The 26646-nt window shown below is 60.1% G+C and carries 21 protein-coding genes; 10 read left to right on the forward strand and 11 right to left on the reverse strand.

Translation table 11 applies throughout. The features are described from left to right. Window positions 1-139 precede the first annotated feature (139 nt). The gene (locus tag N2601_RS23490; RefSeq protein WP_260305061.1) at window positions 140-967 is read right to left on the reverse strand and encodes a phosphatase PAP2 family protein; all 828 of its coding nucleotides are present in this window, start codon (window positions 965-967) and stop codon (window positions 140-142) included. A gap of 45 nt (window positions 968-1012) precedes the next feature. Here N2601_RS23490 and N2601_RS23495 point away from each other — a divergent pair, with 45 nt between their 5' ends. After that, entirely contained in the window at window positions 1013-1279 is a 267-nt protein-coding gene (locus tag N2601_RS23495) for a hypothetical protein (protein WP_260305062.1), read from the forward strand. Window positions 1280-1318: 39 nt separating this feature from the next. Here N2601_RS23495 and N2601_RS23500 read toward each other — a convergent pair whose 3' ends face one another. Continuing rightward, on the reverse strand, window positions 1319-3082 hold the full coding sequence (locus tag N2601_RS23500) for an adenylate/guanylate cyclase domain-containing protein (protein ID WP_260305063.1): 1764 nt from the start codon (window positions 3080-3082) through the stop codon (window positions 1319-1321). Window positions 3083-3304: 222 nt separating this feature from the next. Beyond that, window positions 3305-5038: an adenylate/guanylate cyclase domain-containing protein gene (locus N2601_RS23505; RefSeq protein ID WP_260305231.1), complete on the reverse strand. Its 1734-nt coding sequence runs from the start codon at window positions 5036-5038 to the stop codon at window positions 3305-3307. 345 nt (window positions 5039-5383) lie between these two features. Here N2601_RS23505 and N2601_RS23510 point away from each other — a divergent pair, with 345 nt between their 5' ends. Continuing rightward, window positions 5384-6292 (forward strand): acetamidase/formamidase family protein, encoded by a 909-nt coding sequence (locus N2601_RS23510; RefSeq protein WP_260305064.1) that lies wholly within the window; start codon window positions 5384-5386, stop codon window positions 6290-6292. Window positions 6293-6304: 12 nt separating this feature from the next. On the opposite strand, the gene N2601_RS23515 is transcribed toward N2601_RS23510, so the two are convergent. The 3 genes from N2601_RS23515 to N2601_RS23525 form a co-directional block, all read right to left on the reverse strand. Then, a complete protein-coding gene (locus N2601_RS23515) occupies window positions 6305-8047 on the reverse strand; it encodes a cation:proton antiporter domain-containing protein (protein ID WP_260305065.1) in 1743 nt (580 codons plus the stop codon). Between the two features lie 196 nt (window positions 8048-8243). After that, window positions 8244-9290 (reverse strand): NAD(P)-dependent alcohol dehydrogenase, encoded by a 1047-nt coding sequence (locus N2601_RS23520; protein ID WP_260305066.1) that lies wholly within the window; start codon window positions 9288-9290, stop codon window positions 8244-8246. Window positions 9291-9740: 450 nt separating this feature from the next. After that, a complete protein-coding gene (locus tag N2601_RS23525; protein WP_260305232.1) occupies window positions 9741-11195 on the reverse strand; it encodes an MFS transporter in 1455 nt (484 codons plus the stop codon). Between the two features lie 409 nt (window positions 11196-11604). Here N2601_RS23525 and N2601_RS23530 point away from each other — a divergent pair, with 409 nt between their 5' ends. Then, complete coding sequence (locus tag N2601_RS23530; RefSeq protein WP_260305067.1) at window positions 11605-12402, forward strand: FadR/GntR family transcriptional regulator; 798 nt, start codon at window positions 11605-11607, stop codon at window positions 12400-12402. Between the two features lie 134 nt (window positions 12403-12536). Here the strand turns inward: N2601_RS23530 and N2601_RS23535 are convergent, their stop codons facing one another. From N2601_RS23535 to N2601_RS23545, 3 genes are all read right to left on the reverse strand, one after another. Further along, the gene (locus tag N2601_RS23535; protein ID WP_260305068.1) at window positions 12537-14033 is read right to left on the reverse strand and encodes an MDR family MFS transporter; all 1497 of its coding nucleotides are present in this window, start codon (window positions 14031-14033) and stop codon (window positions 12537-12539) included. A 243-nt stretch (window positions 14034-14276) separates the two neighbouring features. Beyond that, a complete protein-coding gene (locus N2601_RS23540) occupies window positions 14277-14753 on the reverse strand; it encodes a nucleoside deaminase (RefSeq protein WP_104826744.1) in 477 nt (158 codons plus the stop codon). Between the two features lie 100 nt (window positions 14754-14853). Then, window positions 14854-16275, reverse strand: a complete 1422-nt coding sequence (locus N2601_RS23545) for an aldehyde dehydrogenase family protein (RefSeq protein ID WP_260305069.1) — start codon at window positions 16273-16275, stop codon at window positions 14854-14856. Between the two features lie 111 nt (window positions 16276-16386). On the opposite strand from N2601_RS23545, the gene N2601_RS23550 reads away from it, so the two are divergent. From N2601_RS23550 to N2601_RS23580, 7 genes are all read left to right on the forward strand, one after another. After that, the gene (locus N2601_RS23550; RefSeq protein WP_260305070.1) at window positions 16387-17286 is read left to right on the forward strand and encodes a LysR family transcriptional regulator; all 900 of its coding nucleotides are present in this window, start codon (window positions 16387-16389) and stop codon (window positions 17284-17286) included. 148 nt (window positions 17287-17434) lie between these two features. After that, window positions 17435-18568: an ROK family transcriptional regulator gene (locus tag N2601_RS23555; RefSeq protein ID WP_260305071.1), complete on the forward strand. Its 1134-nt coding sequence runs from the start codon at window positions 17435-17437 to the stop codon at window positions 18566-18568. 8 nt (window positions 18569-18576) lie between these two features. Continuing rightward, window positions 18577-20022, forward strand: a complete 1446-nt coding sequence (locus N2601_RS23560) for a M81 family metallopeptidase (RefSeq protein WP_260305072.1) — start codon at window positions 18577-18579, stop codon at window positions 20020-20022. A gap of 124 nt (window positions 20023-20146) precedes the next feature. Beyond that, complete coding sequence (locus N2601_RS23565; protein ID WP_260305074.1) at window positions 20147-20896, forward strand: FadR/GntR family transcriptional regulator; 750 nt, start codon at window positions 20147-20149, stop codon at window positions 20894-20896. A gap of 37 nt (window positions 20897-20933) precedes the next feature. Next, window positions 20934-22721, forward strand: a complete 1788-nt coding sequence (locus N2601_RS23570) for a gamma-glutamyltransferase family protein (RefSeq protein WP_260305075.1) — start codon at window positions 20934-20936, stop codon at window positions 22719-22721. Between the two features lie 107 nt (window positions 22722-22828). Next, on the forward strand, window positions 22829-23380 hold the full coding sequence (locus N2601_RS23575; protein WP_260305076.1) for a glutathione peroxidase: 552 nt from the start codon (window positions 22829-22831) through the stop codon (window positions 23378-23380). Window positions 23381-23562: 182 nt separating this feature from the next. Further along, window positions 23563-24624, forward strand: a complete 1062-nt coding sequence (locus N2601_RS23580) for a class I SAM-dependent methyltransferase (RefSeq protein WP_104826751.1) — start codon at window positions 23563-23565, stop codon at window positions 24622-24624. Window positions 24625-24667: 43 nt separating this feature from the next. On the opposite strand, the gene N2601_RS23585 is transcribed toward N2601_RS23580, so the two are convergent. Together N2601_RS23585 and N2601_RS23590 are read right to left on the reverse strand one after the other, a co-directional pair. Then, entirely contained in the window at window positions 24668-25753 is a 1086-nt protein-coding gene (locus N2601_RS23585) for an ABC transporter ATP-binding protein (protein WP_260305077.1), read from the reverse strand. Window positions 25754-25756: 3 nt separating this feature from the next. Beyond that, window positions 25757-26635 (reverse strand): carbohydrate ABC transporter permease, encoded by an 879-nt coding sequence (locus tag N2601_RS23590; protein WP_260305233.1) that lies wholly within the window; start codon window positions 26633-26635, stop codon window positions 25757-25759. Between the last annotated feature and the right edge of the window lie 11 nt (window positions 26636-26646).

The following is a 26646-nucleotide window of genomic DNA, read 5'->3' on the forward strand; positions in this document are numbered from 1 at the left end:
AAAAATCACGAAAGCCAGGCCCGAGAACCCAATCGGCGTTAGGATCTATCCCTTCGATTCGGCAATAGCTGTGTTCAAGGTCGGTTTTTCGCCATTCCATGATGGCTTCTCCCTCACTGTTGGGTTGGAACCAGGGCGATCAGGACCACTCGGCTAGCGCCTTCTCCCACAGCCAGTCGAGGATAGAAGAGGCGGCTCCAAGTTTGTAGCGGCCCAGCTCCGCGGCGCATGGAGACCTCGTATCCGGAGCAGTTTGCCGCTGCTGCCGAACGTCGTACCATCCTGTCCAATCGAAATCGGCATCTCCCGGATAGGCTTCGCCGTTGAAGGACCAGGCATAGAAGTTGGCCGCCCCACTAAACCGACGGCAGAAATATTCGCCTAAGGTCAAACCCAGGAGCGCACCCGCCGCACTGTCGACTGGAAAGTGCACCCCGGCTACCTGCCGATTAACAGCAACCCGCGCCGCCTGCCGAAGCAGTTGGACAGCATAAATGTCCTGCTCGTAGACGGGATTGGACGAAGCCCGGAGAAGCCGCACCAGTACGATGGCCATCGCAAAGGACTCAGTCGAGTGGCCGCTGGGAAGACTGCCGTGTTCCGGCGTAAGGATCATTGGCTGTATCTGTGGCGAGTATTCGATTGGCCGTCGGCAGGCGAGCGCGTGCTTCATGCGAAATTCGACAAACTGAGCGAGCCGGAAGACGGCCCCTAACAGTTCAAGCGTCCAACGCGCACGGTCTGGGGCAATGTATGCGATGGAAGCCAGGAATGCGGCCGGTCCATCGCGTTGCGCCAGAATTTCGGTGACTCGATCCGCCCGCAAATCGGCATAGTTCGCAACAAGCTCAAGTTGGCCACGGAAAACTTGCTCAGTAGGCCGGACCATTCTGACGAGCGGACGATAGGTGACCTTTGGCACGGCGTCGTCCGGGTCAAACTCAACGTCCAAATGCCAGACATTCATGCTTCCTGGAGAAGCATCCGTACCCTGAGAGAAGCCAATGCGGGAATGAAGCTCGAAGTCGACGACCTGCTCTCGCCGTTCCTGAGCCCACCTGGCCATGTTGCCAGAATCTTCGAGATCAAGCTCCGGAGGCACCGCTTCAGGCCGGCGAAAATTGCCGACAATTCCGTCGCGATTGTTTATCAGCGCATCAGCGACCAGCGGCGCGTCCGTTCCGAAGAAGACGTCATCCTCCTCACCGTGTCCGCCATGTCCGCCGTGGCCGCCATGACCGCCGTGTCCACCATGCCCCCCTTGCGATGCCTGCGGTGATATGTTGCTCATTTGCCCATCCCCCTGTTAATGCATCCCTTATTGCGGCACTCCAGCTTTTAGCAGTACGTCGGCGATCAGCTTACCGATTGAGAAAGCTGCGCCTGGCGTGCGGTCCAGGTACCCGCCAACCGTGAATGCGGGCTCCAGCCTCAATAGCTCACGCGCGGATTCTCGCGCTTCCTCATGCATGCCGAGCTGCCACTGTGCCACGGTGAGAACCCGCCAAGTCGAGGTGTGCATTCGGTTCGCGCGCAGAGATCGATTGGCAAGTTCCAAGGCGCGAGCGTAGTTGCCTGCCGTCAGGTTTGCTGACGCGGCCAGCGAATCGTAGAAAAACCGATGCAGATCGAGAGGGGACAGCATAAGCGCCAGCTCCGTATCCCTCACCGCTTGCTCTCCCTCGTCACAAAAGGCGTGCATCATTCCTCTTAGCAAGAGGGCCAGCGCGTCACTCGGGTTGGTGTGAATGGCAAGGTTGTAACGTTCCCGTGCGATATCGAAATGCCTGAGGAGGTTCATATGCACGAAGCCATCAACCGCGAGGGCGAGCGAAAATTCTGGATCGGAATCAAGAGCGCGTTTTGTCAGATTGAGCGCTCGGTGGGCATCATCCATGACGTCGTCGGACCAGCCCTGCTGCACGCGCAGGACATGCCACTTCGCCAACCATGCTTGCGCGAGTGGCTGATACGATCCGCGCTCCAAGATCGCCTCCAGCATTGTGCGGGCGTCGCTGAAGTCCCTAAGCCTCAGGCGATGCATTAAGGTAATGGCGCCCATGAGCAGCGCATAGCTTTCAAGGGTCGGAAGCGGCTGCGAGCGCGTACGCAGCAGTTCGCGTGCCATGATCGCATTGCAGATTTCGGCAACTACGTGACTAACGATTTCCTGGTCGCCCTCGAGAATTCCTATGATCCGCTCCGTGAGGCGATTCTCCCAAACGATTTGCCCCGTCTTTGTTTCTACCAATTCCGCGTCGAGACATACGCTGTCGCCGGTCACGCTGCAGACCCCTGAGACGGCGTAGTTTGCGTGCAGATGCAGTCTCACCTCGTCGAGGTTCAGTCTGCGTCCTGCGAAAGCGGTCGTTGAGAGCCGTGAAATAACGTTGAGCTCCTGCATACGACACAGAGCGCGGATGATTTCGTCGGCCAAGACCTCGCCCAGGATCCCCTGTTCTGCAGCTTCGCCCCGGACGGCGAAAGGGATGACCGCGAGCGTTGGGCGCAGTTCTCCTAGCGACCAGTGCGACTGGACGATGGGATGGGGTCCCGGCGGTCCAATTCTGAAGGCGCGTACGGGGGCCTCGATGTTCTTCAGATAGCACTCGCCCAGATCCTCAACGTCGGCATCGAGGTGAGGCGTCAATTGTCCCCGCGCGCGCGCAGAGACGACGATTTCGCCCGGACCGGCGAGGCCCATGAGCCTGGCGGCGAGGTTCACGCCACGTCCGTAGAGATCTTGGTGCGATATGATCACATCGCCAACGTCGATGCCTGCGCGCAGCAGTATCTGACAATCGGGCGGCTGTTCGGCGTTGTCGCGCGCACTTGCGTTCTGGATCTCAAATGCTGCCGACGCTGCCGCCTGCATATTCTCGAATTCAAGAAGCATTCCATCACCGAGATGCTTGACGACGCGCCCCCCCGATCCGGGCAGAATGGAGTTCTCGATACAGTCCATCATGCGGAGCCAACGCAAGACGGTGCCTTCTTCGTCATGTTCAATGAGACGAACGGAATCTACGACATCAATGAATAAAACGGCTCGCGAAGCGTGCCCCAACTCGCTTGCGTTCATGTCGCTGCTCTTTTCAGATAGAGTATATGCAGCAATGCATATACGTGCTTTTCCGAGAATCCCGATAAGGATGAAGTTAAGAGCGTTGGACCCCGAGTACCCCAGAAATGGTACACAACATCACGTAGTATTGATATCACCCACAACGTACCGCCTTTGGGTTAGGTCACGCACTGCTGTGTTTTTTGATCCCGGAACGCAAGAATATCGCCCTCCCCCTTCCTATTTCTCAATGCGCCAAGATCCGTCCCAGTCGTGGGATGGTGGTTTTGCTTTCAGGTTTTCGATGCGAGCAAGCAGGCCGAGCGATGGTCCGTCATCCGGTATTATCTCCAGCGATGCCTTGAGCGCGCCAAGCGCGTCATCCCATCGACGTTCTCGGTATGCCGTGAGCGCTTCCCGATAGGAGTCCCGTAATGCCATCCGTTCCGGCGTCAGTTCGCCACTGCGTCCAAGCACCTCAAAAATGACCTCCGGACGAGTTTGGCCAGCGACGACGATCCGATCGATCTCCCGAAACTCGAGTGCGGTAGCCGCCGCAGCGATTGTTTTCTCGCTGACCAGATTGCGGGTGCCGTAAACCTTATTTGCGCCTTCCAGGCGGGAGGCGAGATTGACCGCGTCACCCATCACCGTGTAACTCATCATGATGTCAGAGCCGATGCTTCCGACCAATGCTTCACCCGTCGCGACGCCTATCCGCAAATCGCATTTCTCGATCGGCGTGCCGCGAACGCCGAGCAAGTCGGGGATTTCCCGCCGTAGCGTCTCAATACGGTCAATCATGTCCAGAGTGGCCAGACATGCCAGCCGCGCGTGATCTGTCTCGTCCACGAACGGAGGGCCCCAATAGGCCATGATGCCGTCGCCTATATATTTGTCGATGATCCCGCGGTTGGTCCGGATAGGCTCGGACATGAGGGAAAAATAGCGGTTCATAACCTTGACCAGACCTTGCGGCATCAAGCCTTCGCTCAGGCTCGTAAATCCCCTGAGATCGCAGAACAGCACCGTCATCAACCGACGCTGACCTTCGGCCGCGGTCAAGTTTGGGCGATCGATGAGACCTTCCACGACGCGGGGATCGATGTATTTGCCAAACGTTTCCCTGACGCGCTGGTTGTCGCGCAACTGAACGACCATTCGATTGAACGCAGCCGCCAGCTCTCCGATTTCGTCGCGCGTCGTTACAGCGATAGGTTGATCGAGATGGCCGGCCTCGACGGCACGCGTTCCCTCCAGCAGCCCCCGAACCGAGCGAATGATGCCACCGCTGACAAGGTTGGCGAAGATCAATCCGAGGACGGCGGCAAGCAGCGTGGCGATTGCAGAGATCAGGACTGCTTGAGACTGCTCTTTCCTGATCGTTGCGATGGCGCCATGGCTCACTTCCAGCATCTCCTGACGGAGGGTGTCGATCCTTTGATCGAGTTCGTCCCGGAGTGCGTCGACGCGCGGAAGGCGATCTCTCACGCCGGCAAAGTCCCGCGCATCGAGGAATGAAAGCAGTTCCCCTGTCTCCTTGCGCAGCAGACTGCGGCCATCACTCAACAGACTATCGATCCGGCTATCGACGCGCGCCAGTGCCGCGTTATCCGAGGGCGTATTCGTATCTGAGATGACCGCATTGATGAGGCTGCGCGTAGCCTGCGCCTCGCGGTCGACTTCAGCGCCCTTAGCGTCGTACATCTCCTTGCGAGCTTTATATCCGATCTCGTCAGGTGGATCCTGCATCTTTGCGATCACCATGCGACGCAGCGCCAGCGCTCTTTCAAGCGACAGAACATGGATCCGCATCAGATGCTCGTTGGCAGGATTATACCTTTCCGTCAGCTCATCGAGCAGATGGCCGAGCCGCCCAACCATCACCATCGACAGTACAGAAGTCGCCATCATCAGGACGATCAAGCCGGCAGCGATCGCGACGATCCGCCTTCGGATCGACTGCTTGATCATCGAGCCGGAAATTTTTCTCAGGTTCTGAACAAGGAGAGAATTTGAAATGTTTATTCCCCCGCACGCGCATTCAATCGCACCTGGATTGTCGTAGCACAAAGCCGCTTTTCGTTGAAGATTAACCAGGAGGAGTAGCTTCGCGCCGGGTTCGACAAACGAAGCGATTAAGCCAAGCGATGGAGATATTTTGCGAGGCGGTGAAGGCGATAGCGCTTTGTGCCATCTGGTGGTCGGTCTGACGGCAGTTGACGCGACAATTTGCCTGCGGCGCCATTCTGCTCTTTTCGCCTGAGCGAAAGCCGGCATAAGTTGAATGAACCCGACTTCAGACAAGGCTGACGCTCCATGGCAACACACCATTTTATCCCAATGGCCTATCACAACGTCATTGGTTCTCTTCCTCCAGCATTGCGCATCGCCGACGGAGACACTGTCGTTACGCAAACGCTCGATGCCGCCGGCTACGATAAGGAAGGCGTCCAGCGGGCGTCCGGCCCTAACCCGATGAATGGTCCGATTTTTGTCGAAGGTGCGGAACGGGGCGATTCATTGAAGGTCGAAATCCTCAGCATGGTGCCGACACGCGACACAGGCTTCACCCGAAGCGTCGTTGCCGGCAATGTCGTCGACCCGGAAGACGTACGGACGCTGCCGCCGGGCGAAAAGGTCATCTGGCAGATCGATCGTCAGGCATTGACGGCCCGGCTTGCGGAGCCGGTCACGGGTCTTGAGTCTTTCGTGTTGCCGCTATCGCCGATGATCGGCTGCTTCGGTGTCGCCCCCTCGCTCGGCCAGGCCATATCCACTGCCACCAGCGGCGAATTCGGTGGCAACATGGACTACCGGCTGCTCGGGCCCGGCACGACGATCTGGTTTCCCGTCTCTGCGCCGGGCGCCCTCTTCTTCCTTGGCGATTGTCACGCCGTACAAGGCGACGGCGAGATCGTCGGAACCGGCATCGAGACCACCTTCGAAGTGACGGTGCGGCTCAGCGTCGAAAAGAAAAAGATCGTCTGGCCGCGTGGCGAAACGGCAGACGACATTTTCACCGTCGGCAATGCCCGACCGCTCGACCAGGCGCTGCAGCATGCAACCAGCGAAATGCTTAGGTGGCTGACCTCCGACTACGGCCTCAACAAGACCGCCGCCAGTCATTTGCTTGGCCAAGTCGTGCGTTATGATGTCGGCAATGTTTTCGATCCGGCCTATACGATGGCCTGCCGCGTCTCCAAGGCTTGGCTGTCGCGGCGATAAGCTTTCGGGCGGTCAACTCGCGTCCAGCGATTGATCCCGCCTTTGGCGGGATACGTTCATCTCCTGCCGCTCCTGTGCCATGCTGCTGACAGCGGCGCGTAGGCTCGGATGACGGGACATGAAGAGATTGAAGTCGCGGCGTTCCAGAACCAGGAATTGGCAGAAATCGACCGCCACCACATCGGCGGTGCGGCGTGCGCCGGTTAACACCGCCATTTCGCCGAAGAAGGAACCGGCGCCGAGCGGAATCTCGTCGTCTTCGAGCTGCACCTCGACCGCGCCGGACGCAATGAAATACATGCTGTCGCCCCGGTCGCCGGTGCGGATGACGCGATCGCCCGGCGAGGCGGACCTTGGCCGGAAAAGCAGCAGAAGTTCTTCCTGGGCGCTTTCGTCGAGCTCGGCGAACATCGGAAACGTCTCGAGCAACTGCTCGATCTCCAGGTGATGCTGACGGTCCCTCTCCTCGCGCTCCTGGCTGATAATAGCCAGCTCGCGGCAGAGGCGATCGTGCTTTGCCGAACCATAGCCGGCCATGCGCACCGGCCACCGGGAAAAGGCCGATTTTTCCAGCTTCTCCACGGCAAGGAAAACCAGCGGGTTGATCGTGATCGACAGAATGGCACCGGCAAGGATCAGATCCTGCCCTTCGCGCGGCAGGAGGCCCAGCGAGACGCCGAGGCCGGCCAGGATGAAGGAGAATTCGCCAATCTGAGCAAGTCCTGCCGAGACGGCAAAACCCATGCTGGCGGGATAACGCAGCAGCAACACGACGCAGAAAGCAATCAACGACTTGCCGACAATGATAAGGGCGAGCACTCCGAGGACCATCAGCGGTTCGCGCACCACCACCGACGGATCGAAGAGCATGCCGACGGAAACGAAGAACAATACCGAAAAGGCATTCTGCAACGGCAGGGAATCGGCTGCTGCTCGATGGCTGAGATGGGACTCACTCATGATCAGGCCGGCGAAGAATGCGCCGAGCGCGAAGGAAACCCCGAATATCTCCGCCGCCCCGAAGGCGATGCCGAGCGCGATGGCAAGAACGGAAAGCGTGAAGAGCTCGCGCGAGCCCGTGCGCGCGACGGAGGTCAGCAGCCAGGGAACGATCTTTGGGCCGATGAAGATCGCGACGGCGGCAAAAGCCGCCACCTTGACGAGGGTAATGCCTATGGTCAGCCAGATCGGGCCGCTGCTTGCGTGCGTGCCCACACCGGCGTGGCCGCCAAGAACGCCGGCAAAGGCCGGCAACAGGACGAGCGCCAGCACCATCGCCAAATCCTCGACGATCAGCCAGCCGACGGCGACGCGGCCATTGGCGGAGCTGACCAGATTGCGCTCTTCCAACGCCTTCAGCAGCACAACGGTACTGGCAACGGCAAGGCTCAAACCGAAGACCAGGCCGGCTCCGAGGTCCCACCCCCACAGCGAGGTCAGGCCAATTCCCAAGAGGGTCGCGATGGCGATCTGGCCGATGGCGCCGGGAATCGCAACCCCGCGCACCGCAAGCAGATCAGCCGCCGAAAAGTGCAGGCCGACGCCGAACATCAAGAGGATGACGCCGATTTCGGCGAGCTGCGACGCCAGAGCGGTATCAGCAACAAAACCCGGCGTCGACGAGCCGATCATCACACCGGCCACGAGATAGCCGACCAGCGGTGGCAGATGCAGCCGGTCGGCGAGATAGCCGAAAATGGCCGCAAACACGAAACCGGCGGCAATCAGTGCTATCAATGCGACGTCGTGCGGCACGGCGGCCCTTCCCGTTTTGCGGCGTTTACCGCCTCGTTCCCTCTGTTCGATACTACGCTAGCACCGCTTTTGCGGGAACGTCTACCGGTTCGGGCATGATCGCGAAAGGGCAGATGGTGTTTTCAGACAGGATCATGCTGCGCAAAAGACAAACCCGCCGCGCCATTTATATGACGCGGCCGCCAACAGCAGGTGCTTACTGATCCAGGACGATCTGCAGCTTGACGTCGCTCGGCCGTGCTTCCACGGCCCGGTCGAAGGCTTCGATCGACTGTTCGAATTTGAAGGTTTCGGAGATCAGCGGCTTTAGATCGACACGGCCGGACGCGATCAGCGCGATGGAGCGCTCATATTGATGCGCGTAACGGAAGACGGTCTCGAGGCGGATTTCCTTCGTCGATGCCGTGGAGATATCGAGACCGACCGGGGCAACCGGCAGACCGACAGCAACGATGACCCCGCCCGGACGCGGCAGTTCCATCACCGTTTCCCAGGCCTTCGGCGAGCCGGAGCACTCGAACACGACATCGGCGCCCCAGCCGTCCGTCAGGCGCCTGACCTCTTCGACCAGGTTCTTCTCGCGGATATTGACCGGGATGACGCCCTGATATTGGGCGGCGATATCGAGCTTCGGCTGGGCAAGGTCGGCAACGATGGCGCGAGCGCAGCCGCCGGCAAGTGCGGCGATCGCAACCATGGTGCCGATCGGGCCGGCGCCGAGCACGACGGCGGTATCGCCGGGCGTGATCTTCGCCTTCGTGGCCGCCTGCATGCCCACCGCGAAAGGCTCGACCATCGCGCCTTCGGCGAAGCTGACATTGTCTGGCAGCTTGAAGGCATAATTGGCCGGATGCACGACGAAGGGCGTCAGCACGCCATGGATCGGCGGCGTCGCCCAGAAGGTGACAGCCGGATCGACGTTATACATACCGAGCCGGCTGGCTTTGGAATTGGGATCGGGGATACCGGGTTCCATGCAGACGCGGTCACCGACCTTCAGATGCGCGACGCCGGCGCCGACTTCGACGACCGTGCCGGCCGCCTCATGGCCGAGTACCATCGGCGCATTCACGACGAACGGACCGATGCGCCCGTGCGTATAATAATGCACATCCGATCCACAGACGCCGACCGTATGAATCTTGATCTTCACCTCACCCTGCCCGACCTCTTGCGGCAGGTCGATATCGCGTAACGCCAGCTCATGCTGACGCTCCAGTACCAGGGCACGCATCTTGCTCATCACGTCATTCCTCTGTTCGGAAACAATCTCCCATCCCCGCACAGCCGCAAGGACATCCTCAACCGTTATATAGCCATGACCACGGTCACAAAACGACCTTTCTGCGAAGCAAGAGGCAAATAGATACCGCTCCATACAGAGCGAACCCCTCGTCAATCCAATGCATTAGGCGGCACTTGTTAAAGGTCATTCTATTATTCGTATTGACTAGAGCTTGATTTTGTTGCCTTTTAGCGCGCACGGAACGGGGAGACATGTAAAATGGTATATGACTGGACCGGTCAGCGCACGCGCCGCTTAAAAATGTTGCGTGCCGCAAGCATAGCAGTGCTTCTTCTCCTTTTGATCGCCGTGCCCACTCTTCTCTTGCGCTATAACCTTATCAACTATCATTTTTGAGCCGCCGGGCGGCTGCGGCCCACCCTGCATACTCCTGCCGAAGGCGACCGTTCAGGCCGCCTTTTTCGCGTTCGGTTTCGGCTTGCGCGAGACATTGTCGCCGGCCTTGGCATCGAGCGGCAGGCAGTCCAGCACGGCCAGCAGCGCGATGATGCCGAGCATGATGAAAGCCAGGCGAAATTCGATCGCTGCGATCCCGCCTACCCCGAGCGGCGTGCTGACCGCCTGGCCAATACGGATGCCGATGGCACCCACGGCGATCCCCATACCCGTGGTCACCTGAAAAGCCGTGCTGAACAGCGTGTTCGCACCCGTCATCTGCAGCGGCGGGATATCGGCAAAGGCAATGGTGTTCAGCGCCGTGAAATGCATCGACCGGCACATGCCGCCGATGAACAGCACAGGGATGATGAACCAGAGCGGCGTATCAGCCGAAAACAGCGCGCAGGCAGCGATGAAGATCGCATTGAGGATGCCGTTGACCACTAGCACCGGCTTGAAGCCGAAGCGCCTGAGGATCGGCGTCGTGCCTGGCTTCATCGCCAGATTGCCGGCAAAGACCGCCAAGGTCAGCATGCCGGCGTGAAAGGCGCTAAGCCCGAAACCGACCTGGAACATGAGCGGCAGCAGGAAAGGCACGGCGCCGATGGCGATACGAAACAGCGAGCCGCCGGAGATGGTGATGGCGAATGTCGGCGATTTCAGTCCGGCAAGATCGATCAGGGGATGATTGGTTCGCAGAAAATGGAAGGTGGCGCCTGCGAGCAACGCGAAACCAACGCCGACATAACCCCATGCTTCCAGCCACACCAGATCGGGACGGCCGATCAGCTCAAGCCCGTACATCAGGCTCGCCAGGCCGAAACCGCTGACGACAAAGCCTGTCCAATCGAAGGGTGGTCGCGCGGAATTCTTGGTCTCCGGGATCAGCATGAGGGCAAAGATGAACGCCAAGATACCGAGCGGCAGATTGAGGAAGAAGATCCAGCGCCAGCTCGCATGATCGGTGATGAAACCGCCGAGCGGCGGCCCGAGAATGGGTGCCACGAGCGCCGGCCAGGTGATCGTCGCGATTGCCGAGATCAACTGATCCTTCGGCGTATTGTTGAGAACCAAGAGGCGGCCGACCGGCACCATCATTGCGCCGCCAATGCCTTGCAGGATGCGCATGGCGACAAAAGAGCCGACACCATTGGCAAAGCCGCAGAAAACGGAAGCCAAGGTGAAGATGACGACCGCGGTGGTGAAAACCAGGCGAGCGCCGAACCGATCGCTGATCCAGCCACTGATCGGAATGAAGACGCCGAGCGTCAGCAGATAGGCGCTCATGCCGATATTGAGATCGACAGGACGGGCATCGAAGGAAGCGGCCATCTGCGGCAAGGCGGTGGCAATGACGGTGCCATCCAGGTTTTCCATGAAAAACGCGCCAGCCACGAGCAGCGCAATCTTAAGCGGCCGTGAGCTGGAAGCTTGCGCCACCTCCCCCCGTTGGCGCGTGGACATATCAGTCATTCACAAAATGCTCCGAATCCGCTTTTCAACCTCGTCATTTAAGCGGTTCGGAATCGTTTTCGATAGCCTGAAATCGTCCTACCATTCGACAGAATGATCACGTTTCATTCAACGGCCTGATCAGAATTTGATCATGATCCGCGCCTCTTCAATTCGACCGCGCTACATTGAACGCCGCGCCCAGGAGCCGTCGATCCGGCGCTAGTAGGCATGCGCACGCAAGACATGGTAGAGTCACCCCGTCGAGATATGGCGCAATGAGAACGGCCGAATCGGCATCGAGCAACTATGGAACCGCTGCGAGCAAACCGAAAATATCAGCACGAAGCCCCAAAAGGGGCCGTCATAAGCTGAAGATTTTCTCGTATCGGCTCTTCAACAGGAATGAGAGTCCCGGATAATGAAATACGGCATTGGCGCAACGACTGCCTCTCGGGTGAGCCCGGAAACGAAACTGATCGTGTCGCAGTCGCCATTCGATGCCTATGTGCGCAAGTACGGCACGATCCCGCGGCGGGGCGTCTTCGGCTATTTCGTGCATGAACTCGGCCGCCGCATCGTCGGCGGCGACTATCCCGTCGGCTCGACGCTTCCGAACGAACCGGAACTCGTGGAGCAGTTCGGCATCAGCCGCACCGTGATCCGCGAAGCGATGAAATGCCTTGCCGGCAAGGGGCTGGTGGAGATCAAGACCCGTGTCGGCACGCGCGTCAAGGATCGCTCCAACTGGCATCATCTCGATACCGACGTCATGGTCTGGTACTACGAGACCGGCCCTTCGGTGGAGATCATGCGCTCGATCAAGGATCTCCGGCGGGTGCTGGAGCCGGAAGCCACCGCGCGAGCCGCTGCGCGCGGCACCGCCGACGATCTCGCCGCCATCGCCTCTGCCTATGACGACATGGTTTCCACCATTGGCGACGTCAACACCAATGCCGATGCCGACCTGCGCTTCCACACCGCGATCTTTGCCGCGACCCGCAACATGATCTACGCGCAGCTCATCGATTTGATCGCCGTTGCGATCTACGCCAACCGAGCGCTTTCGAGCCATGACGAAGTGGCGGAAGGCCAGAAACGTTCCCTGCCCTATCACAAAGACGTCCTGGACGCGATCATTGCCCGCGATCCCGATGCGGCGCTCAAGGCCTCACATCGCCTGCTCGACGCCTGGCGCATCGATCGCTACGATTTCTGAGGCGGCAAAGACGGCCGTTGATTGTTTCCACGGCGCCGGAAGATCATCACGCAAGAGATTGTAATAACGATATAAACCCGACGGAGTGCATCGCATTCCGCCGGGCTTTGCGCAATATTTCAAATATGATGAGCTCAGTGCGTCATTGCTTCCTGCGCATCCGTCTTCGGTACTTGCCGGCGGCCGGCATCATGCGCCACCGGGATGAGCCAGGTGGTCGCGAAGGTCAGGATCGCGACGACGACAACGCCCCAGAAGCTCCAATGCAGGGCCGCATCGAAGACGCCGCGGATTGCCGGATCACTGGCGAGATCAGAAAGGCCGGTCGGCTGGTTCAGGACGCCATGCAGCTTGGCGGCCAGATCGCCGCTGCCGAAGTGGACGATGCCGATATTGAGCACGGCGCCCAAGGCGGTCGCGCCGAGCGTATTGCCAAGGCTGCGTGAAAAGATGATCGACGCCGTGGCGCTACCGCGCATCGACCATTCCACACTCTCCTGCACGAGCACGATACTGGTGAGGCTGATGAGACCCATGCCGAAACCCATCAGGAAGGAGCCGATACCGGCCAGAACCGGGCTGCTCTCCGGCGTCAGGAACAGGAGGAAGGCCGCGCCGAAGGGGAACATAAAGCTGCCGACGCGCAGCGTCCTGCGAATGCCGAACGCGCGGAAGAAGCGGCTCGATAGCATCACCGCCAGCGGCCAGCCGACAATCAGCATCGTCAGCGTGAAGCCTGCCACCAGCGGCGAACGGCCGAGCACACCCTGTACGTAGATCGGCAGAATAGTCGTCAGCCCGATCAGCGCCATGCCGGCCAGAAGCGTCGCCGCATTGCTGGTCGCCACTAGCCGCCGGCCCCAGAGCTCGATCGAGATGATCGGCTCCGGCGTGCGCCGCTCTTGCAGGAGGAACAGCACGCCGGTGACGACGAAGACGAGCGCGAGCGTGCCTAGAATGCCGAATCCGGAGTCGGTCTCGGTGAGGATCACCAGCAATGAGATGATCGATATCGAAAACAGGATCGTGCCGAGATAGTCGATCTTCGCCTCGCGCGGCGTGATCTGCTCATGCAGGAAAAGGGTGAAGCCGATGATGGTCAGCACACCGACCGGCAGGTTGATCCAGAAAATCCAGGCCCACGAGAAATTATCGACGATGATGCCGCCGGCAAGCGGGCCGATGACGGCCGACACCGCCCAGACACTGGCGAGCACGCCCTGCACCTTGGCGCGCTCCTCCAGCTTATAGAGATCGCCGACCACGGTCATCGTCACCGGCTGGATGGCACCGGCACCAAGGCCCTGCAGCAGTCGGAAGGCAATCAGCGAAGCCATCGACCAGGCCAAGCCGGCGAGCGCCGAACCGACGAGGAAAATGAGGATACCGCCGATCAGGATCGGCTTGCGGCCAAAAATATCCGACAGCTTGCCATAGATCACCGTCGTCGTGGACTGTGCCAGGAGGAAGGCGGAGAAAACCCAGCTATAATAGGTAAAGCCACCGAGCTGACCGACGATGCGGGGCATGGCGGTGGCAACGATCGTCGCCTCGACCGCGACCATGAAAGTCGCGAGCATGATCGAGACAATGACCAGCGGACGTCTTGAACGATCGGCCGTACTGGACATGACATTCCTTTCTGACTGTTCCGCCCGGCAGCAAACGCACGCGAACCGTCAAAGACGGCCATGGGCGAACGATAAATTTTGGAATCGACGTCGAAGGATTAAACAACTGCAGGGGCGTCGGCCTGCTGAAACATTATAGTAAGCTTTGCATACTTATACCAGCATGTGTCAATCGTTTGACTAAGGGCATGCCTTGCTCGCCGATTGGCTCATCTTTGCGGCCGTGACGCCGCAATTCGCGTGTCACCATACGCCATCATGCAATGCCGTCGCCTCTTCGCAAAGCATCGGCCCGACAACCTCGACTTTACGCTGGCCCGCTTCGAAGACCACGCGACAGGGCAAATCAAGCGTCGGATTTTCGGGATGATTGCCGATAATCGCCTTCAACCGGCTTTCACTGAGACCATAGACGACACGACCGACGCCAGCCCAATAGGCGGCGCCGGCGCACATGGCACAGGGTTCCGCGGAGGTATACATCGTGCATTGCACGAGGAAACCCGGCGAATATTGCTGCGAAGCCCGTGTCATCAGTACGCGCTCGGCATGGCCAGTCATGTCCTGCGTCGGATTGAAAGCGTTTTCCTGCTCCATCAGCACCGTTCCGTCGGGGCCGACGAGAATGGCGCCGAAAGGATGATTGCCGTTAGCTCGCGCCCGCGACGCGACCTCGAAGGATCGGCGCAAAAAGACTTCGTCGTCGAGAGGTGCGGTCATAGATCCGGGCCTTGCGATGAAACGGGATATCAGCAGCTTGCGCGTTGCTAACCTGGCTGACAAGTCGCTATTTCGTGGCATGGCAGGAAACGCGCTGCCCTTAGGTGGCAGCAATCACGCTCTTCGGTTCCAGATAGGCCTCCAAGCCAAAGACGCCGTATTCGCGGCCGATGCCGGATTGCTTGAAGCCGCCGAAGGGTGCCATGGGCTCATTGTGAAATCCATTGATCATCACTCGCCCGGCCACGATGCGCGAGGCGACCGCGCGGGCGCGCCCTGGGTCGGACGAAATCACATAGGCCTGCAGCCCGTAGACGGTATCGTTGGCAATGGAGATCGCTTCCTCTTCGCTCCTGTAGGTGAGAACGCAGAGGGCCGGCCCGAAGATTTCCTCGCGGGCGATCGTCATGTCGTTGGTGACGTCGGTGAAAACGGTCGGCTTGACGAAATAGCCGCTTTCCAGATCGTCCGGCCGCCCCTCGCCGCCGACAAGGACCGTCGCACCGTCCTGAATTCCCAACTGGATGTAGCGCTGCACGCGCTCATATTGCTTTTGGCTCATCATCGGGCCGATTGCGGTTGCGGGATCACGGGGATCGCCGACCTTGATGTTCTCGACCGCAGCCTTGAGCATTGCATTGAATTCCGCTGCGCGCGATTCCGGCACAAGCACACGCGTGCCGGCAATACAGGCCTGGCCGCTATTGGCAAAACCGGCGGCAATGACATGCGGGATGGCCTCGGCAAAATCAGCGTCATCGAGAACCAGCGTCGGCGACTTGCCCCCAAGCTCCAGCGTCACCCGCTTCATGGTTTCAGCCCCTGCACGCAGGATCGCCTTGCCGACGGCGGTTGAGCCGGTGAAGGAAATCTTGGCGATGTCGGGATGGCTGCTCAATTCGGCGCCGACCACATCGCCGCGGCCGTTGACGATGTTGAACACGCCGGCCGGCAAGCCGGCATCGTGCAGGCACTCCGTCAGGATTTGCGTCTGCAAGGCGCTCATTTCACTCGGCTTGATGACGGCGGTGCAGCCGGCGGCAATCGCGGTCGCGAGCTTGTTGCAGATGAAGCCGTAATCGTTGTTCCAGGGCGTGATGAGGCCGACAACGCCGAGCGGCTCCATGACTACCTCTGCCGATCCGATCCGCCGCGTGAATTCATAGTGCTCGAGCGTTTTCGCGGCATTGAGAAAACAATCTGCCGCATAACGCGTTGCCCAGGCAGCGCGGGAAACCGGGGCGCCATATTCCTCGATCGTCGCCTCCGTCAGAGCTTCAGCCTTTGCGAGAACGGAATCGTGCAGCCGGGTCAGCAAGGCGATGCGCTCTTCCTTGCTTGTCTGTGAAAACGACGGAAAGGCCCGCTTGGCGGCAGCGATGGCGCGGCGCGCATCCTCGACGTCGCCGAGCCGGACCTTGCCGATGACTTCGCCCTTTGCCGGATTGAAGAGATCGAAAAGCTCCTCCCCGTGCGGCGCAACGAAACTGCCGTCGATGTAAATCTTGTCGATGATCCTCATGATGATCTCCTTCTCGGCGATGCGGTTTTTGTGGTCATTTCCGATATAAGCCGATAGGTTTGCATCAATAAGCGGGACAAAGCGCCATGAAATGGTGCGGAAATCGGGATAATGCATAAGTCCGGATTGATCGAACTCGAAGCCATCATCGCGGTCGCCCGGCGCGGCAGTTTCCGAGCCGCAGCGGTGGAGCTCGGCATGTCACCGACGGCGCTAAGCCATGCCGTCGCCGGATTGGAAACCCGGCTTGGTGTGCGCCTGTTCAACCGGACGACGCGCAGCGTTTCGCTTTCGGCCGCCGGCGAGCAGTTTGTCGCCACGGTCGCACCGGCGCTGTCGGACATCAACGGCGCCATGGAAGCGGTAAACAGCCATCGTGACACGCCGGCCGGCATCCTGCGCATCAACAGCTCGGTCGGCGCAGCACGCCAGATCCTGACGCCGATCGTTCTTGAATATCTCAAGCGCTATCCGGATATGCGGCTCGATCTGGTGACCGAGGGACGGATGATCGATATCGTCGTCGACGGTTTCGATGCCGGCATCCGTACCGTGGATACCGTTCCGAAGGACATGATCGCCGTGCCCTTCGGCCCACCACTGCGCTATGCCGTGGTCGGATCTCCCACCTATTTCGAAGCGCACCCAAAGCCCGGCAAGCCACAGGATCTGATGCAGCATCGCTGCGTCCGCGCACGGTTACCGAGCGGCGCGCTCTATCGCTGGGAATTCGAAAAACAAGGCGAAGTGCTGACCCTCGATGTTCCCGGTTCCCTCACTCTCGACGAGCCGACATTGATCCTGGAAGCGGCCCGCGAGGGTGCAGGCCTGGCATATCTTTCGGAATGGTCCACCGCTGCCGATATCGCTGCGGGACGATTGGTGCGCATACTGGAAGACTGGACGCCTGCTCTGCCCGGCCTCTGCCTCTATTATCCCAGCCGCCGGCTCCTGCCGGCCGGGCTGCGGGCGCTCGTCGATTTGATCCACGAGGTCGGCCGGCATCGCTGACTGCCGGAAGCTCGCGGGTCAAGCATGTCCCGCAAAATCCGAGCAATGGACTTAAGCCATTTTTGTGATTTATTGCGATTAATTTGTTCACTTGCTAAACTTATTTTCAAGCCAAAATAATCGGCAAATACCCAGGCGGAACATCGAATTGCTCACCTCTTCGCAGCGACAGCTCCTGCGTGTCATCAGCGAATCCGGCCCGCTCAGCCGGACGGTTCTTGCCGCATCGATGGGGCTCAGCAAGGCAGCGATGAGCGGGATTGCCCGCGATCTGATCACGCTTAGCGTCCTGCATGAAACCGAAACGGTCTATGGCCAGGGCCGGCCGTCGATATTGCTTGATCTGCATCCTCAAGGCGCGTTCTTCGTCGGCATTTCACTGCTTGAGGATCCGGCGCCGATGGTCCTCAGCGATCTCAACGGTAAGATTATTGCCCGCGAGAATATGCCCTTGTCGCGCGATCCGGAGGTCATAGCGAGGCTGATCGCCGATGCGCTTCCGAAACTGCTCGCCGGGCGGCCTGATGTGGCAGCCAAACTATCGGGGCTTGGCGTGGCGCTCTCCGGGTTTGTTGACGAGAAGCAAGCCAATTGCGTGCAATCTACCCTGCTTGGCTGGCAGGACGTGCCGCTTGCTAAGATCATCCGACAGAAGACCGGCATCGAGACCTTCATTGAAAACGACGCCAAGGCCATAGCCGTCAGCGAAAAGCTTTTCGGCACTGCCCGCGACATCCGGAATTTTAGCGTCGTCTCGTTGGGAGACGGCGTCGGATGTGCCCATTTCATCCGAGGCAAGCTCTATCGTGGCAATCACGGCGGCGCCGGTGAGATCGCCCATTGCACCATCGAGCCCAACGGCTCGCCCTGCCGCTGCGGCAAGCGCGGCTGCCTCGACACAATTGCTTCTATAAAGGCGATCAAGGAGATGTCGAAGACGGAGGGCCTTTCCTGCACCTCGCTGACCGAGCTGGAGGAAGAGGCATCGGCCGGCAATGCCGTCGCCATCCGCATCCTGCACCGGGCCGGCGGCGCCCTTGGCCTGGCGATTGCTCATCTCATACAGTTCAACGATCCCGGCATGATCCTGATCACCCATGTCGAAGGCAACTTCGACGGATTGTTCGGCACCCTCGTGCAGCAGGCGATCGAAGCCAATGTGTTGCCGCGCTATGCCGGGCAGACGCCGATCCGCACCCAACGCGTCAACGGCGACATCTGGGCGCGAGGTGCAGCCAGCATCGCCGCCCATAATTTCCTGATTGGTCCCAACCCGAATTGAGGTTTTCCATGCGTATTGCCGTCGGTGGCATTCATATCGAATGCAGCACGTACAATCCGGTTCTGAACGAAGAAAAGGATTTCCGCGTCGTGCGCGGCGAGGAACTGACGGCCGCACCTTATTTCGCATTTCTCAAAGACTATGACGCCGAGTTCCTGCCGACGATCCACGCTAGGGCCATCGCCGGCGGGCCTGTTGCGCGCCACGCCTATGAAGCCTTCAAGGCGGAATTCCTGGAGCGGCTGAAGCCGCTCTTGCCGCTCGACGGTCTCTACCTCGCCATGCATGGGGCAATGTATGTCGAGGGCATGGAGGATGCGGAGGGCGATTGGATCAGCGCTGCCCGCGAGCTCGTCGGCGACGACTGCATGCTTTCGGCGAGCTACGATCTGCATGGCAATGTCACCCAGCGTATCATCGATGCACTGGACATGTATTCCACCTATCGCACCGCGCCGCATATCGATGTCGAGGAAACCATGCGTCGTGCGGTGACGATGCTCGTTAAAAGCCTGAAGACCGGTGTGAAGCCCGTCCTGCTTTGGGCGCCGATCCCGGTCGTGCTGCCCGGAGAGCGCACCAGTACGGTCGATGAGCCCGCAAAGAGTCTCTACGACCTGCTGCCCGGTATCGATGCCATCGACGGTGTCTGGGATGCCTCGCTGATGGTCGGCTATGTCTGGGCCGACGAGCCCCGTGCTACTGCGGCCGCCATCATGACCGGCACGGACCGCTCCGTTCTCGAACGCGAAGCCAAACGGCTGGCGCAGGCCTATTGGGATGTCCGCAAGGATTTCGTCTTTGGTTGCGAGACCGGCTCGATCGAGGAATGTGTCGCAAAGGCAATCGGCAGCCCGACCGCGCCTGTTGTGCTTGCCGAATCCGGCGATAACCCGACCGGCGGCGGTGTCGGCGACCGCGCCGATGTCCTGGCGGAACTGATCTCCAAGGGCGCGACCGACGTCGTTTTCGCGGGGATCGCCGACAGAGCGGCAACCGAAGCCTGCTACGCCGCCGGCGTCGGCGCTAGACTCGATCTCACTGTCGGCGCATCGCTAGACACCAAGGGCAGCAAACCGGTGACCGCCGCGTTCACCGTCAAGTTTCTGCTGAATACCGACGAGGCCATCGACCGCCAGGCGGTCGTCTCGGCGGGCGGCATCGATCTGGTACTGTCGGCTAAACGCCGCCCGTATCACAACACTGCCGACTTCACACGTCTCGGGCTCGATCCGCATCGAGCCAAGATCATTGTCGTGAAGTCCGGCTATCTCTCGCCGGAACTGGCTCCGATCGCCAATCCAAACCTGATGGCGCTCTCACCCGGGGTCGTCGACCAGTTCGTCGAGCGGCTGCCGCGGCTGCGCAAGCAGAAGCCCACCTACCCCTTCGACAAGGATTTTACCTTCACGCCCGAGGTGGCGATTTCTGCCCGTTCAGCAAGCCGCCGCTGATTGCCGCGAAGGTACGGCACTACAAAATTATTATGCATCGTAATATGTTGCGAAAGAGCTTGACGCCGGGCGTGCGCTGACTTTGTATTGAACCAATTTAAAATTGGTACGACACATAAACATCATGACAGCGGGCAATCTTCCCGAAAATTCCACCTATGCCCTGGAAAAGCTCCGGGGCCTGTTGGAATCGGACAAACTGGAATCGGAAGGCAAGCTGCCGACAGAGCGGGCTCTTTCGGATATGTTCGGCGTCAGCCGCCGCGCCATCCGGCGGGCGCTGGAAGTGCTGGAGGCCGAAGGCCGCATCTGGCGGCGCCAGGGGTCGGGGACCTATGCCGGCCAGCGCCCGGATAATTGGAGCCAGCATGTCGGCTCGCTGGTCGCCGGCACCAATCTCATGGAAGTGATGGAAGTGCGCCTGCGCATCGAGCCGCAGCTCGCCCAGCTCGCCGCGATGCGCGCCAAACCCGACGATATCGAGCGCATGTACGAGCTGACGAAAAAGATCTTCGCCAGCGGCGATGCCGATAGCCGCGAACTTTGGGACGGCGCGCTGCATCGCCTGATCGCGCAAAGCGCCGGCAATCAATTCTTTCTGTCGATCTTCGATGTCATCAACCATGTCCGTCAGGATGAGGCATGGCAAACCATTCGCGAATTGGCCCGCAGCGCCAACAGAACGCGTCCGGTAACCTACACACAGCATATGGCAATCATCGATGCGATCGCTGCTCGCGATCCGATGAAAGCTGCCGAAGCCATGCGCGAGCATCTGCTGATGCTGCAGGAAAGCCTGATCCGCGTCACCTCGCTCGACGCGCAGCATCCGCAGAAGGAGTCGGCCGACGAGTTTGCCGAGGATTTGAAATGACCGCGCGAAGCATGAATCATCTGAAAGGATTGCTGCAATGACCGCATTTACGACACGTCCGGAAATTCTCGGCACCTTCGGTGTCGTCACCTCCACGCATTGGATCGCCTCGGCGGTCGGCATGAGCATCCTCGAAAAGGGCGGCAACGCGTTCGATGCGGCTGTTGCGACCGGCTTTGTCCTGCAGATCGTCGAGCCGCATCTCTGCGGTCCCGGTGGCGATATGCCGGCGGTGATCTATTCCAAGAAGAAGGACAAGGTCGAAGTCATCTGTGCCCAGGGGACGGCTCCCGCCGGCGCCACGCTCGAACATTATGGGAGCGAGGGCCTGTCTCTGATCCCCGGCGACGGCCTGCTTGCAACCGTTATCCCCGGCTCCTTCGGCGGCTGGATGCTGATGCTGCGCGACTATGGCAAGCTCACCGTCCGCGACGTCCTCGAGCCAGCCATCCACTATGCCGAAAATGGCCATCCCGTGCTGCCGCGCGTCTGCGAGACCATAGCCGGCCTTGCCGATTTCTATCGCAAGGAGTGGCCGACCTCCTATGAAACCTGGCTGCCAGGCGGCTTCGCTCCCGAACCCTGGTCGAACTTCAAGAACCCGGTGCTTGCCGAAACCTGGAAGCGCGTGGTCGCGGAGGCGGAAAGCAAAAGCGGCCGCGAGGCGCAAATCGAAGCGGCGCGCGACGCTTACTATCGCGGCTTTGTCGCCGAGGCGATCGACGCTTACCTCCGCAAGGCGGAAGTCATGGATGCGAGCGGCCAACGCCACAAGGGCGTACTGACGGCCGATGACATGGCCAACTGGTCGCCAACGATCGAAGAGCCGCTGACTTATGACTATCACGGCTGGACGATCGCCAAGATCGGCCCTTGGGGCCAGGGGCCAGCTTTCCTGCAGACGCTGTCGCTGCTGAAGGGTTTCGATATCGCAGCCATGGATCCGGCCGGCGCAGATTTCGTCCACACGATCACGGAAGCGATGAAGCTCGCCTTTGCCGACCGCGAGGTCTATTACGGCGATCCGAACTTCTCCAAGGTGCCGCTCGATATCCTGTTGTCGGATGCCTATGCCGAAGAGCGCCGCAAGCTGATCACCTCGCAAGCGTCCTATGACCTGCGTCCCGGCAGGCTACCCGGCTTCGAAAGCCAGTATGACCTCACCATGGACATGCTGGAAACACCGGAAGCCAAGGCTGGCGTGGTCTACGAGCCGACCATGTCTCATCTGAGGGAAAAACGCGGCGATACCGTGCATATCGACGTCATCGACCGCGAAGGCAATATGGTCTCGGTGACGCCCTCGGGCGGTTGGCTGCAATCTTCGCCGGTCATCCCCGGTCTCGGCTTCTGCCTCAATTCACGCGCGCAAATGTTTTGGCTGAAGCCCGGCCTGCCTTCGTCGCTCGCGCCCGGCAAGCGGCCGCGCACCACGCTGACGCCATCGCTCGGCCTCTACGAGGGTCGTCCGACGCTTGCCTTCGGCACGCCGGGCGGCGACCAGCAGGAACAATGGCAACTCTCCTTCTTCCTGCGCTACGCCCATCACGGCATGAACCTGCAGGAGGCAATCGATCAGCCGCTGTTCCACAGCGCGCATTTCCCGAGCTCCTTCTATCCCCGCACACGCGAGCCCGGCAGCATTACGGCGGAGGCCAATTTCAGCGCCGAGGTGCTCGATGCATTGCGCAAGAAGGGCCACAAGCTGACGGTCGCGCCGGAATGGACGGTCGGCCGGCTGACCGCCGCACGGCGCGATGCCAGCGGCCTGCTGCGTGCGGCCGCCACGCCGCGTTTAATGCAGGCCTATGCGGTCGGGAGGTAATCTGACGCGGCTGGATCTGGCCGCATAACGCAATCGTGCCGTTGACTTCAGCCGGTTCGCGCGCTGATATCGGCAGCCTGTTTTCAAAATGATTTGGAGTGATTGTGATGACTGATACCGTGCTCGATATCCCGGTGAAGCGGATCGATGGCAGCGAGACGACACTTGCCGATTATCGCGGCAAGGTCATCATGGTCGTCAACGTCGCCTCCAAATGCGGGCTGACGGTGCAATATGAAGGGCTGGAAAAGCTCTACGAGGACAAGCGCGATGACGGTCTCGTCATTGCCGGCTTTCCTGCCAATGATTTCAAGGGCCAGGAACCGGGCACGAATGACGAAATCTTGAGCTTCTGCACCCTTACCTATGACGTGCAGTTTCCGATGTTTTCCAAGATCGCAGTGACGGGCGAAGAGCGGCATCCGCTCTACAACAGCCTGATCGCCTCCGGCGTCGAAACGACCGGTGATGGGCCGATGCGGGAACGCCTGGCGAAACACGGCCTCGAAACCGGGCAGAATGGCGGGATCGTCTGGAACTTTGAGAAATTCGTGATCGGCCGGGATGGCAAGGTCGCTGCCCGCTTCGCACCTGATGTTACGGCAGACGATCCGCGCTTGCTCTCGGCTCTGGAAAAAGAGCTGGCCCGCGCCGGCTGAGGCACGACGTAGATTTCGAAAAATATATCATAATCCCAATAGGTTACGCTTTCTCTAGGGCAGCAGCGCAAAGATGCTTAGCCCGGTCGTATCATTGCCTCCCCTCCTAGCCGGGAGTATCTTCCGGCTTCCGAATATATCCGGACGGAACGCTGCAGCAGTTCTGATGGGAGGAGGATGTCATGCGCGAACCTGATATGCAAAAACTTGACGCCCTGGTCGGACGCCTAGTCGGCGACGTCGGCGCGGCGGTCTCGGGAGTGTTGGTGACACTCGGAGACCATTTAGGCCTGTTCAAAGCCATGGCGGATGGTACGCCGATGACGTCGACGGAACTGGCCGACAAGGTGGGCGTGAAGGAGCGCTATGTGCGCGAATGGCTGTCGGCCCAAGCCGCAGCCGATTATGTCAGCTACGACGACAAGACCGAACGCTTCTACCTGACTCCCGAACAGGCGATGGTGTTTGCTGAGGAAAACAGCCCCGCCTTCTTTACCGGCGCCTTCGATGTCGTTCAATCCATGTGGATGGACGAGCCGAAGATCGCCAATGCCTTCAAGACCGGCAGCGGTCTCGGATGGCATGAACACAGCGCCTGCCTGTTCCGCGGCACGGAGCGGTTTTTCCGGCCTGGCTACAACAGCCACCTCGTCTCGGAATGGATACCGGCACTGGAGGGCCTCGATGAAAAGCTTCAGGCCGGCGCTGCGGTGGCCGACGTTGGTTGCGGTCATGGCGCCTCGACCATCCTGATGGCGCAGGCCTATCCGAACTCGACCTTCTTCGGTTTCGACTACCATCTCCCCTCCATCGAGCGGGCGAGAGCCGCAGCGAAGGAGGCGGGCGTCGCCGGCCGCATCACCTTCGAGCAGGCGTCAGCCAAGGATTTCCCGGCCGCCGGCTATGATCTCGTGGCGATGTTCGATTGCCTGCACGACATGGGCGATCCCGTCGGCGCCGGCAAGCATGTCAAGGAAAGCCTTGCTGACGACGGCACCTGGATGATCGTCGAGCCCTTCGCGCATGATTGCCTGAAGGACAATCTCAATCCGGTCGGCCGCGTCTTCTACGGCGCCTCGACCATGATCTGCACGCCGGCTTCATTATCGCAGGAAGTCGGTCTGGGTTTGGGCGCGCAAGCCGGTGAGATGAAACTGCGCAAAGTCGCCATGGATGCGGGCTATTCGCATTTCCGCAAGGCGACTGAAACGCCGTTCAACATGGTCTTCGAAGTCAGGGCATGAAGACCGCGCCGCGCGCTGTGAACGCGCGGCGCAACTCGATCCTTTAAAGACGCTGACCATCTTCACCGAACAGGGACGCGAGCGCCGGCTGGAAATAGACCGGCTGCTCGCTCTCCAACGCAACCTCCTCATCGGCATCGATGCGCACCGACATGGTCTCCTTGCCGACCTGGCCCCAGACCAGATTGTCCGAGCCCATGGGCTCGACGATGCTGAAGGTTGCCGGCAGGCTGGACATGCGGCCATTGGCAGGGGCGAACTGCATCTGTTCCGGCCGCACGCCGAGAGTTGCCGACCGGCCATCGCCGGGCGTGCCAGAAAACTCATAGCCATTCAGGTCGATCTTGCGTCCATCAGTCAAGATGAAGGCGGGCGCACCCCCATTGCTCGCCACCTGCCCCGATAGGAAGTTCATGGATGGCGAGCCGACGAAACCGGCAACGAAGCGATTGACCGGCCGGCGGTAAATTTCCTTCGGCGCGGCGAACTGCTGGATGACGCCGCCGCTCATGACGGCTATGCGGTCGGCGAGCGTCAGTGCCTCGATCTGGTCGTGCGTGACATAGATCATTGTCGAGCCGAGGCCGGCATGCAGGCGCTTCAGCTCGACACGCAGCTCGGTGCGGAGCTTGGCGTCGAGGTTGGAAAGCGGTTCGTCGAACAGGAAGACATCGACGTCGCGTACCAGGGCGCGGCCGATGGCGACACGCTGGCGTTGGCCGCCCGAAAGTTCGCCCGGCCGTCGCTTGCGCAACGGATCGATCTGCAGGATCTGCACTGCGCGATTGACGCGCTCGGCGATCTCGTCCTTGCCCATGCCGGCGATGCGCAGCCCGAAGGACAGATTTCCCTCGACCGTCATCGTCGGATAGAGCGCGTAGGACTGGAACACCATGCCGATGCCGCGATCCTTCGGTTCCTCCCAGGTTACGTTTCTGTCGCCGATCCAGATCTGGCCGCCGCTGATGTCGGTAAGACCGGCGATGGCGTTGAGCAGGGTGGACTTGCCGCAGCCGGACGGTCCGAGAAGGACGATGAACTCGCCCGACTGGATTTCAATATTCAACGATTTCAGCACGCTGACGCTGCCGAAATCGATTGCTAGTTCGCGAATGGAAACATTGGCCATGGATTATCCCTTGACTGCGCCCGCGGTGATGCCGCGCACGAACCAGCGACCCGAACCGAAATAGACGATCAACGGAACCAGGGCCGTGAGGATGGTTGCCGCCATGTTGACGTTGTAGAGCTTCTCGCCCTGGGTGGAGTTGACGATGTTGTTGAGCTGAACCGTCATCGGGAAGTTTTCCCGCCCGGCAAAGACGACGCCGAAGAGGAAGTCGTTCCAGATGCCGGTAACCTGCAGGATGGCCGCCACTACCAGGATCGGGATCGACATGGGGATCATCAGCCGGAAGAAGATCTGCCACAGTCCCGCACCATCGACGCGGGCCGCCTTGAACAACTCCATCGGCAGGCTGGAATAATAGTTTCGGAACAGCAGCGTCAGCACCGGCAGGCCGAAGACGGTATGGGTGATGATGATGCACGGCAGCGTCGAATAGATGCCGACGCCGCGGTAGATGAGCACCAGCGGATAGATGAAGACCTGATAGGGAATGAAGGCGCCGAGCAGCAGGACGGCGAAGAGAACGTTGGCCCCCCTCACCCGCCAGAAGGACAACGCATAGCCGGTCAGAGACGAGATGAAGATGGACAGTATCATGCTCGGTATCAGGATCTTTACCGAATTCCAGAAGCCGACGCTGATGCCGCCGCATTCAAGGCCGGTGCAGGCCGTGCTCCACGCCTGCACCCAGGCTTCGCCTGTCCAGACCTGCGGAAAGGCGAAGATATTGCCTTGGCGAATTTCCGGCATGGATTTCAGCGAGGTGACGATCATTACATACAGCGGCAGCAGGAAGAACAGAGCCGCTATGACCAGAAAGGCGTAGAGGCCGATGCGCGCCGGAGACAAATGCTGCGGCTTACGCCCGGCCGGCCCCTCCATGGCGACTGCGA

This window comes from Rhizobium sp. CB3060, assembly GCF_025200735.1.
Classification (GTDB): domain Bacteria; phylum Pseudomonadota; class Alphaproteobacteria; order Rhizobiales; family Rhizobiaceae; genus Rhizobium.

Excerpts from the sequence above, each read along its gene's own strand:
- N2601_RS23500 (WP_260305063.1), bottom strand. The coding sequence starts at position 3,082 with ATGAACGCAAGCGAGTTGGGGCACGCTTCGCGAGCCGTTTTATTCATT.
- N2601_RS23545 (WP_260305069.1), bottom strand. The coding sequence starts at position 16,275 with ATGAGGATCATCGACAAGATTTACATCGACGGCAGTTTCGTTGCGCCG.
- N2601_RS23520 (WP_260305066.1), bottom strand. The coding sequence starts at position 9,290 with ATGAGCAAGATGCGTGCCCTGGTACTGGAGCGTCAGCATGAGCTGGCG.
- N2601_RS23490 (WP_260305061.1), bottom strand. The coding sequence starts at position 967 with ATGAATGTCTGGCATTTGGACGTTGAGTTTGACCCGGACGACGCCGTG.
- N2601_RS23580 (WP_104826751.1), top strand. The coding sequence starts at position 23,563 with ATGCGCGAACCTGATATGCAAAAACTTGACGCCCTGGTCGGACGCCTA.
- N2601_RS23565 (WP_260305074.1), top strand. The coding sequence starts at position 20,147 with ATGACAGCGGGCAATCTTCCCGAAAATTCCACCTATGCCCTGGAAAAG.
- N2601_RS23495 (WP_260305062.1), top strand. The coding sequence starts at position 1,013 with ATGAAGCTCGAAGTCGACGACCTGCTCTCGCCGTTCCTGAGCCCACCT.
- N2601_RS23535 (WP_260305068.1), bottom strand. The coding sequence starts at position 14,033 with ATGTCCAGTACGGCCGATCGTTCAAGACGTCCGCTGGTCATTGTCTCG.
- N2601_RS23575 (WP_260305076.1), top strand. The coding sequence starts at position 22,829 with ATGACTGATACCGTGCTCGATATCCCGGTGAAGCGGATCGATGGCAGC.
- N2601_RS23560 (WP_260305072.1), top strand. The coding sequence starts at position 18,577 with ATGCGTATTGCCGTCGGTGGCATTCATATCGAATGCAGCACGTACAAT.
- N2601_RS23510 (WP_260305064.1), top strand. The coding sequence starts at position 5,384 with ATGGCAACACACCATTTTATCCCAATGGCCTATCACAACGTCATTGGT.
- N2601_RS23530 (WP_260305067.1), top strand. The coding sequence starts at position 11,605 with ATGAAATACGGCATTGGCGCAACGACTGCCTCTCGGGTGAGCCCGGAA.
- N2601_RS23525 (WP_260305232.1), bottom strand. The coding sequence starts at position 11,195 with ATGTCCACGCGCCAACGGGGGGAGGTGGCGCAAGCTTCCAGCTCACGG.
- N2601_RS23585 (WP_260305077.1), bottom strand. The coding sequence starts at position 25,753 with ATGGCCAATGTTTCCATTCGCGAACTAGCAATCGATTTCGGCAGCGTC.
- N2601_RS23570 (WP_260305075.1), top strand. The coding sequence starts at position 20,934 with ATGACCGCATTTACGACACGTCCGGAAATTCTCGGCACCTTCGGTGTC.
- N2601_RS23550 (WP_260305070.1), top strand. The coding sequence starts at position 16,387 with ATGCATAAGTCCGGATTGATCGAACTCGAAGCCATCATCGCGGTCGCC.
- N2601_RS23540 (WP_104826744.1), bottom strand. The coding sequence starts at position 14,753 with ATGACCGCACCTCTCGACGACGAAGTCTTTTTGCGCCGATCCTTCGAG.
- N2601_RS23505 (WP_260305231.1), bottom strand. The coding sequence starts at position 5,038 with ATGATCAAGCAGTCGATCCGAAGGCGGATCGTCGCGATCGCTGCCGGC.
- N2601_RS23590 (WP_260305233.1), bottom strand. The coding sequence starts at position 26,635 with ATGGAGGGGCCGGCCGGGCGTAAGCCGCAGCATTTGTCTCCGGCGCGC.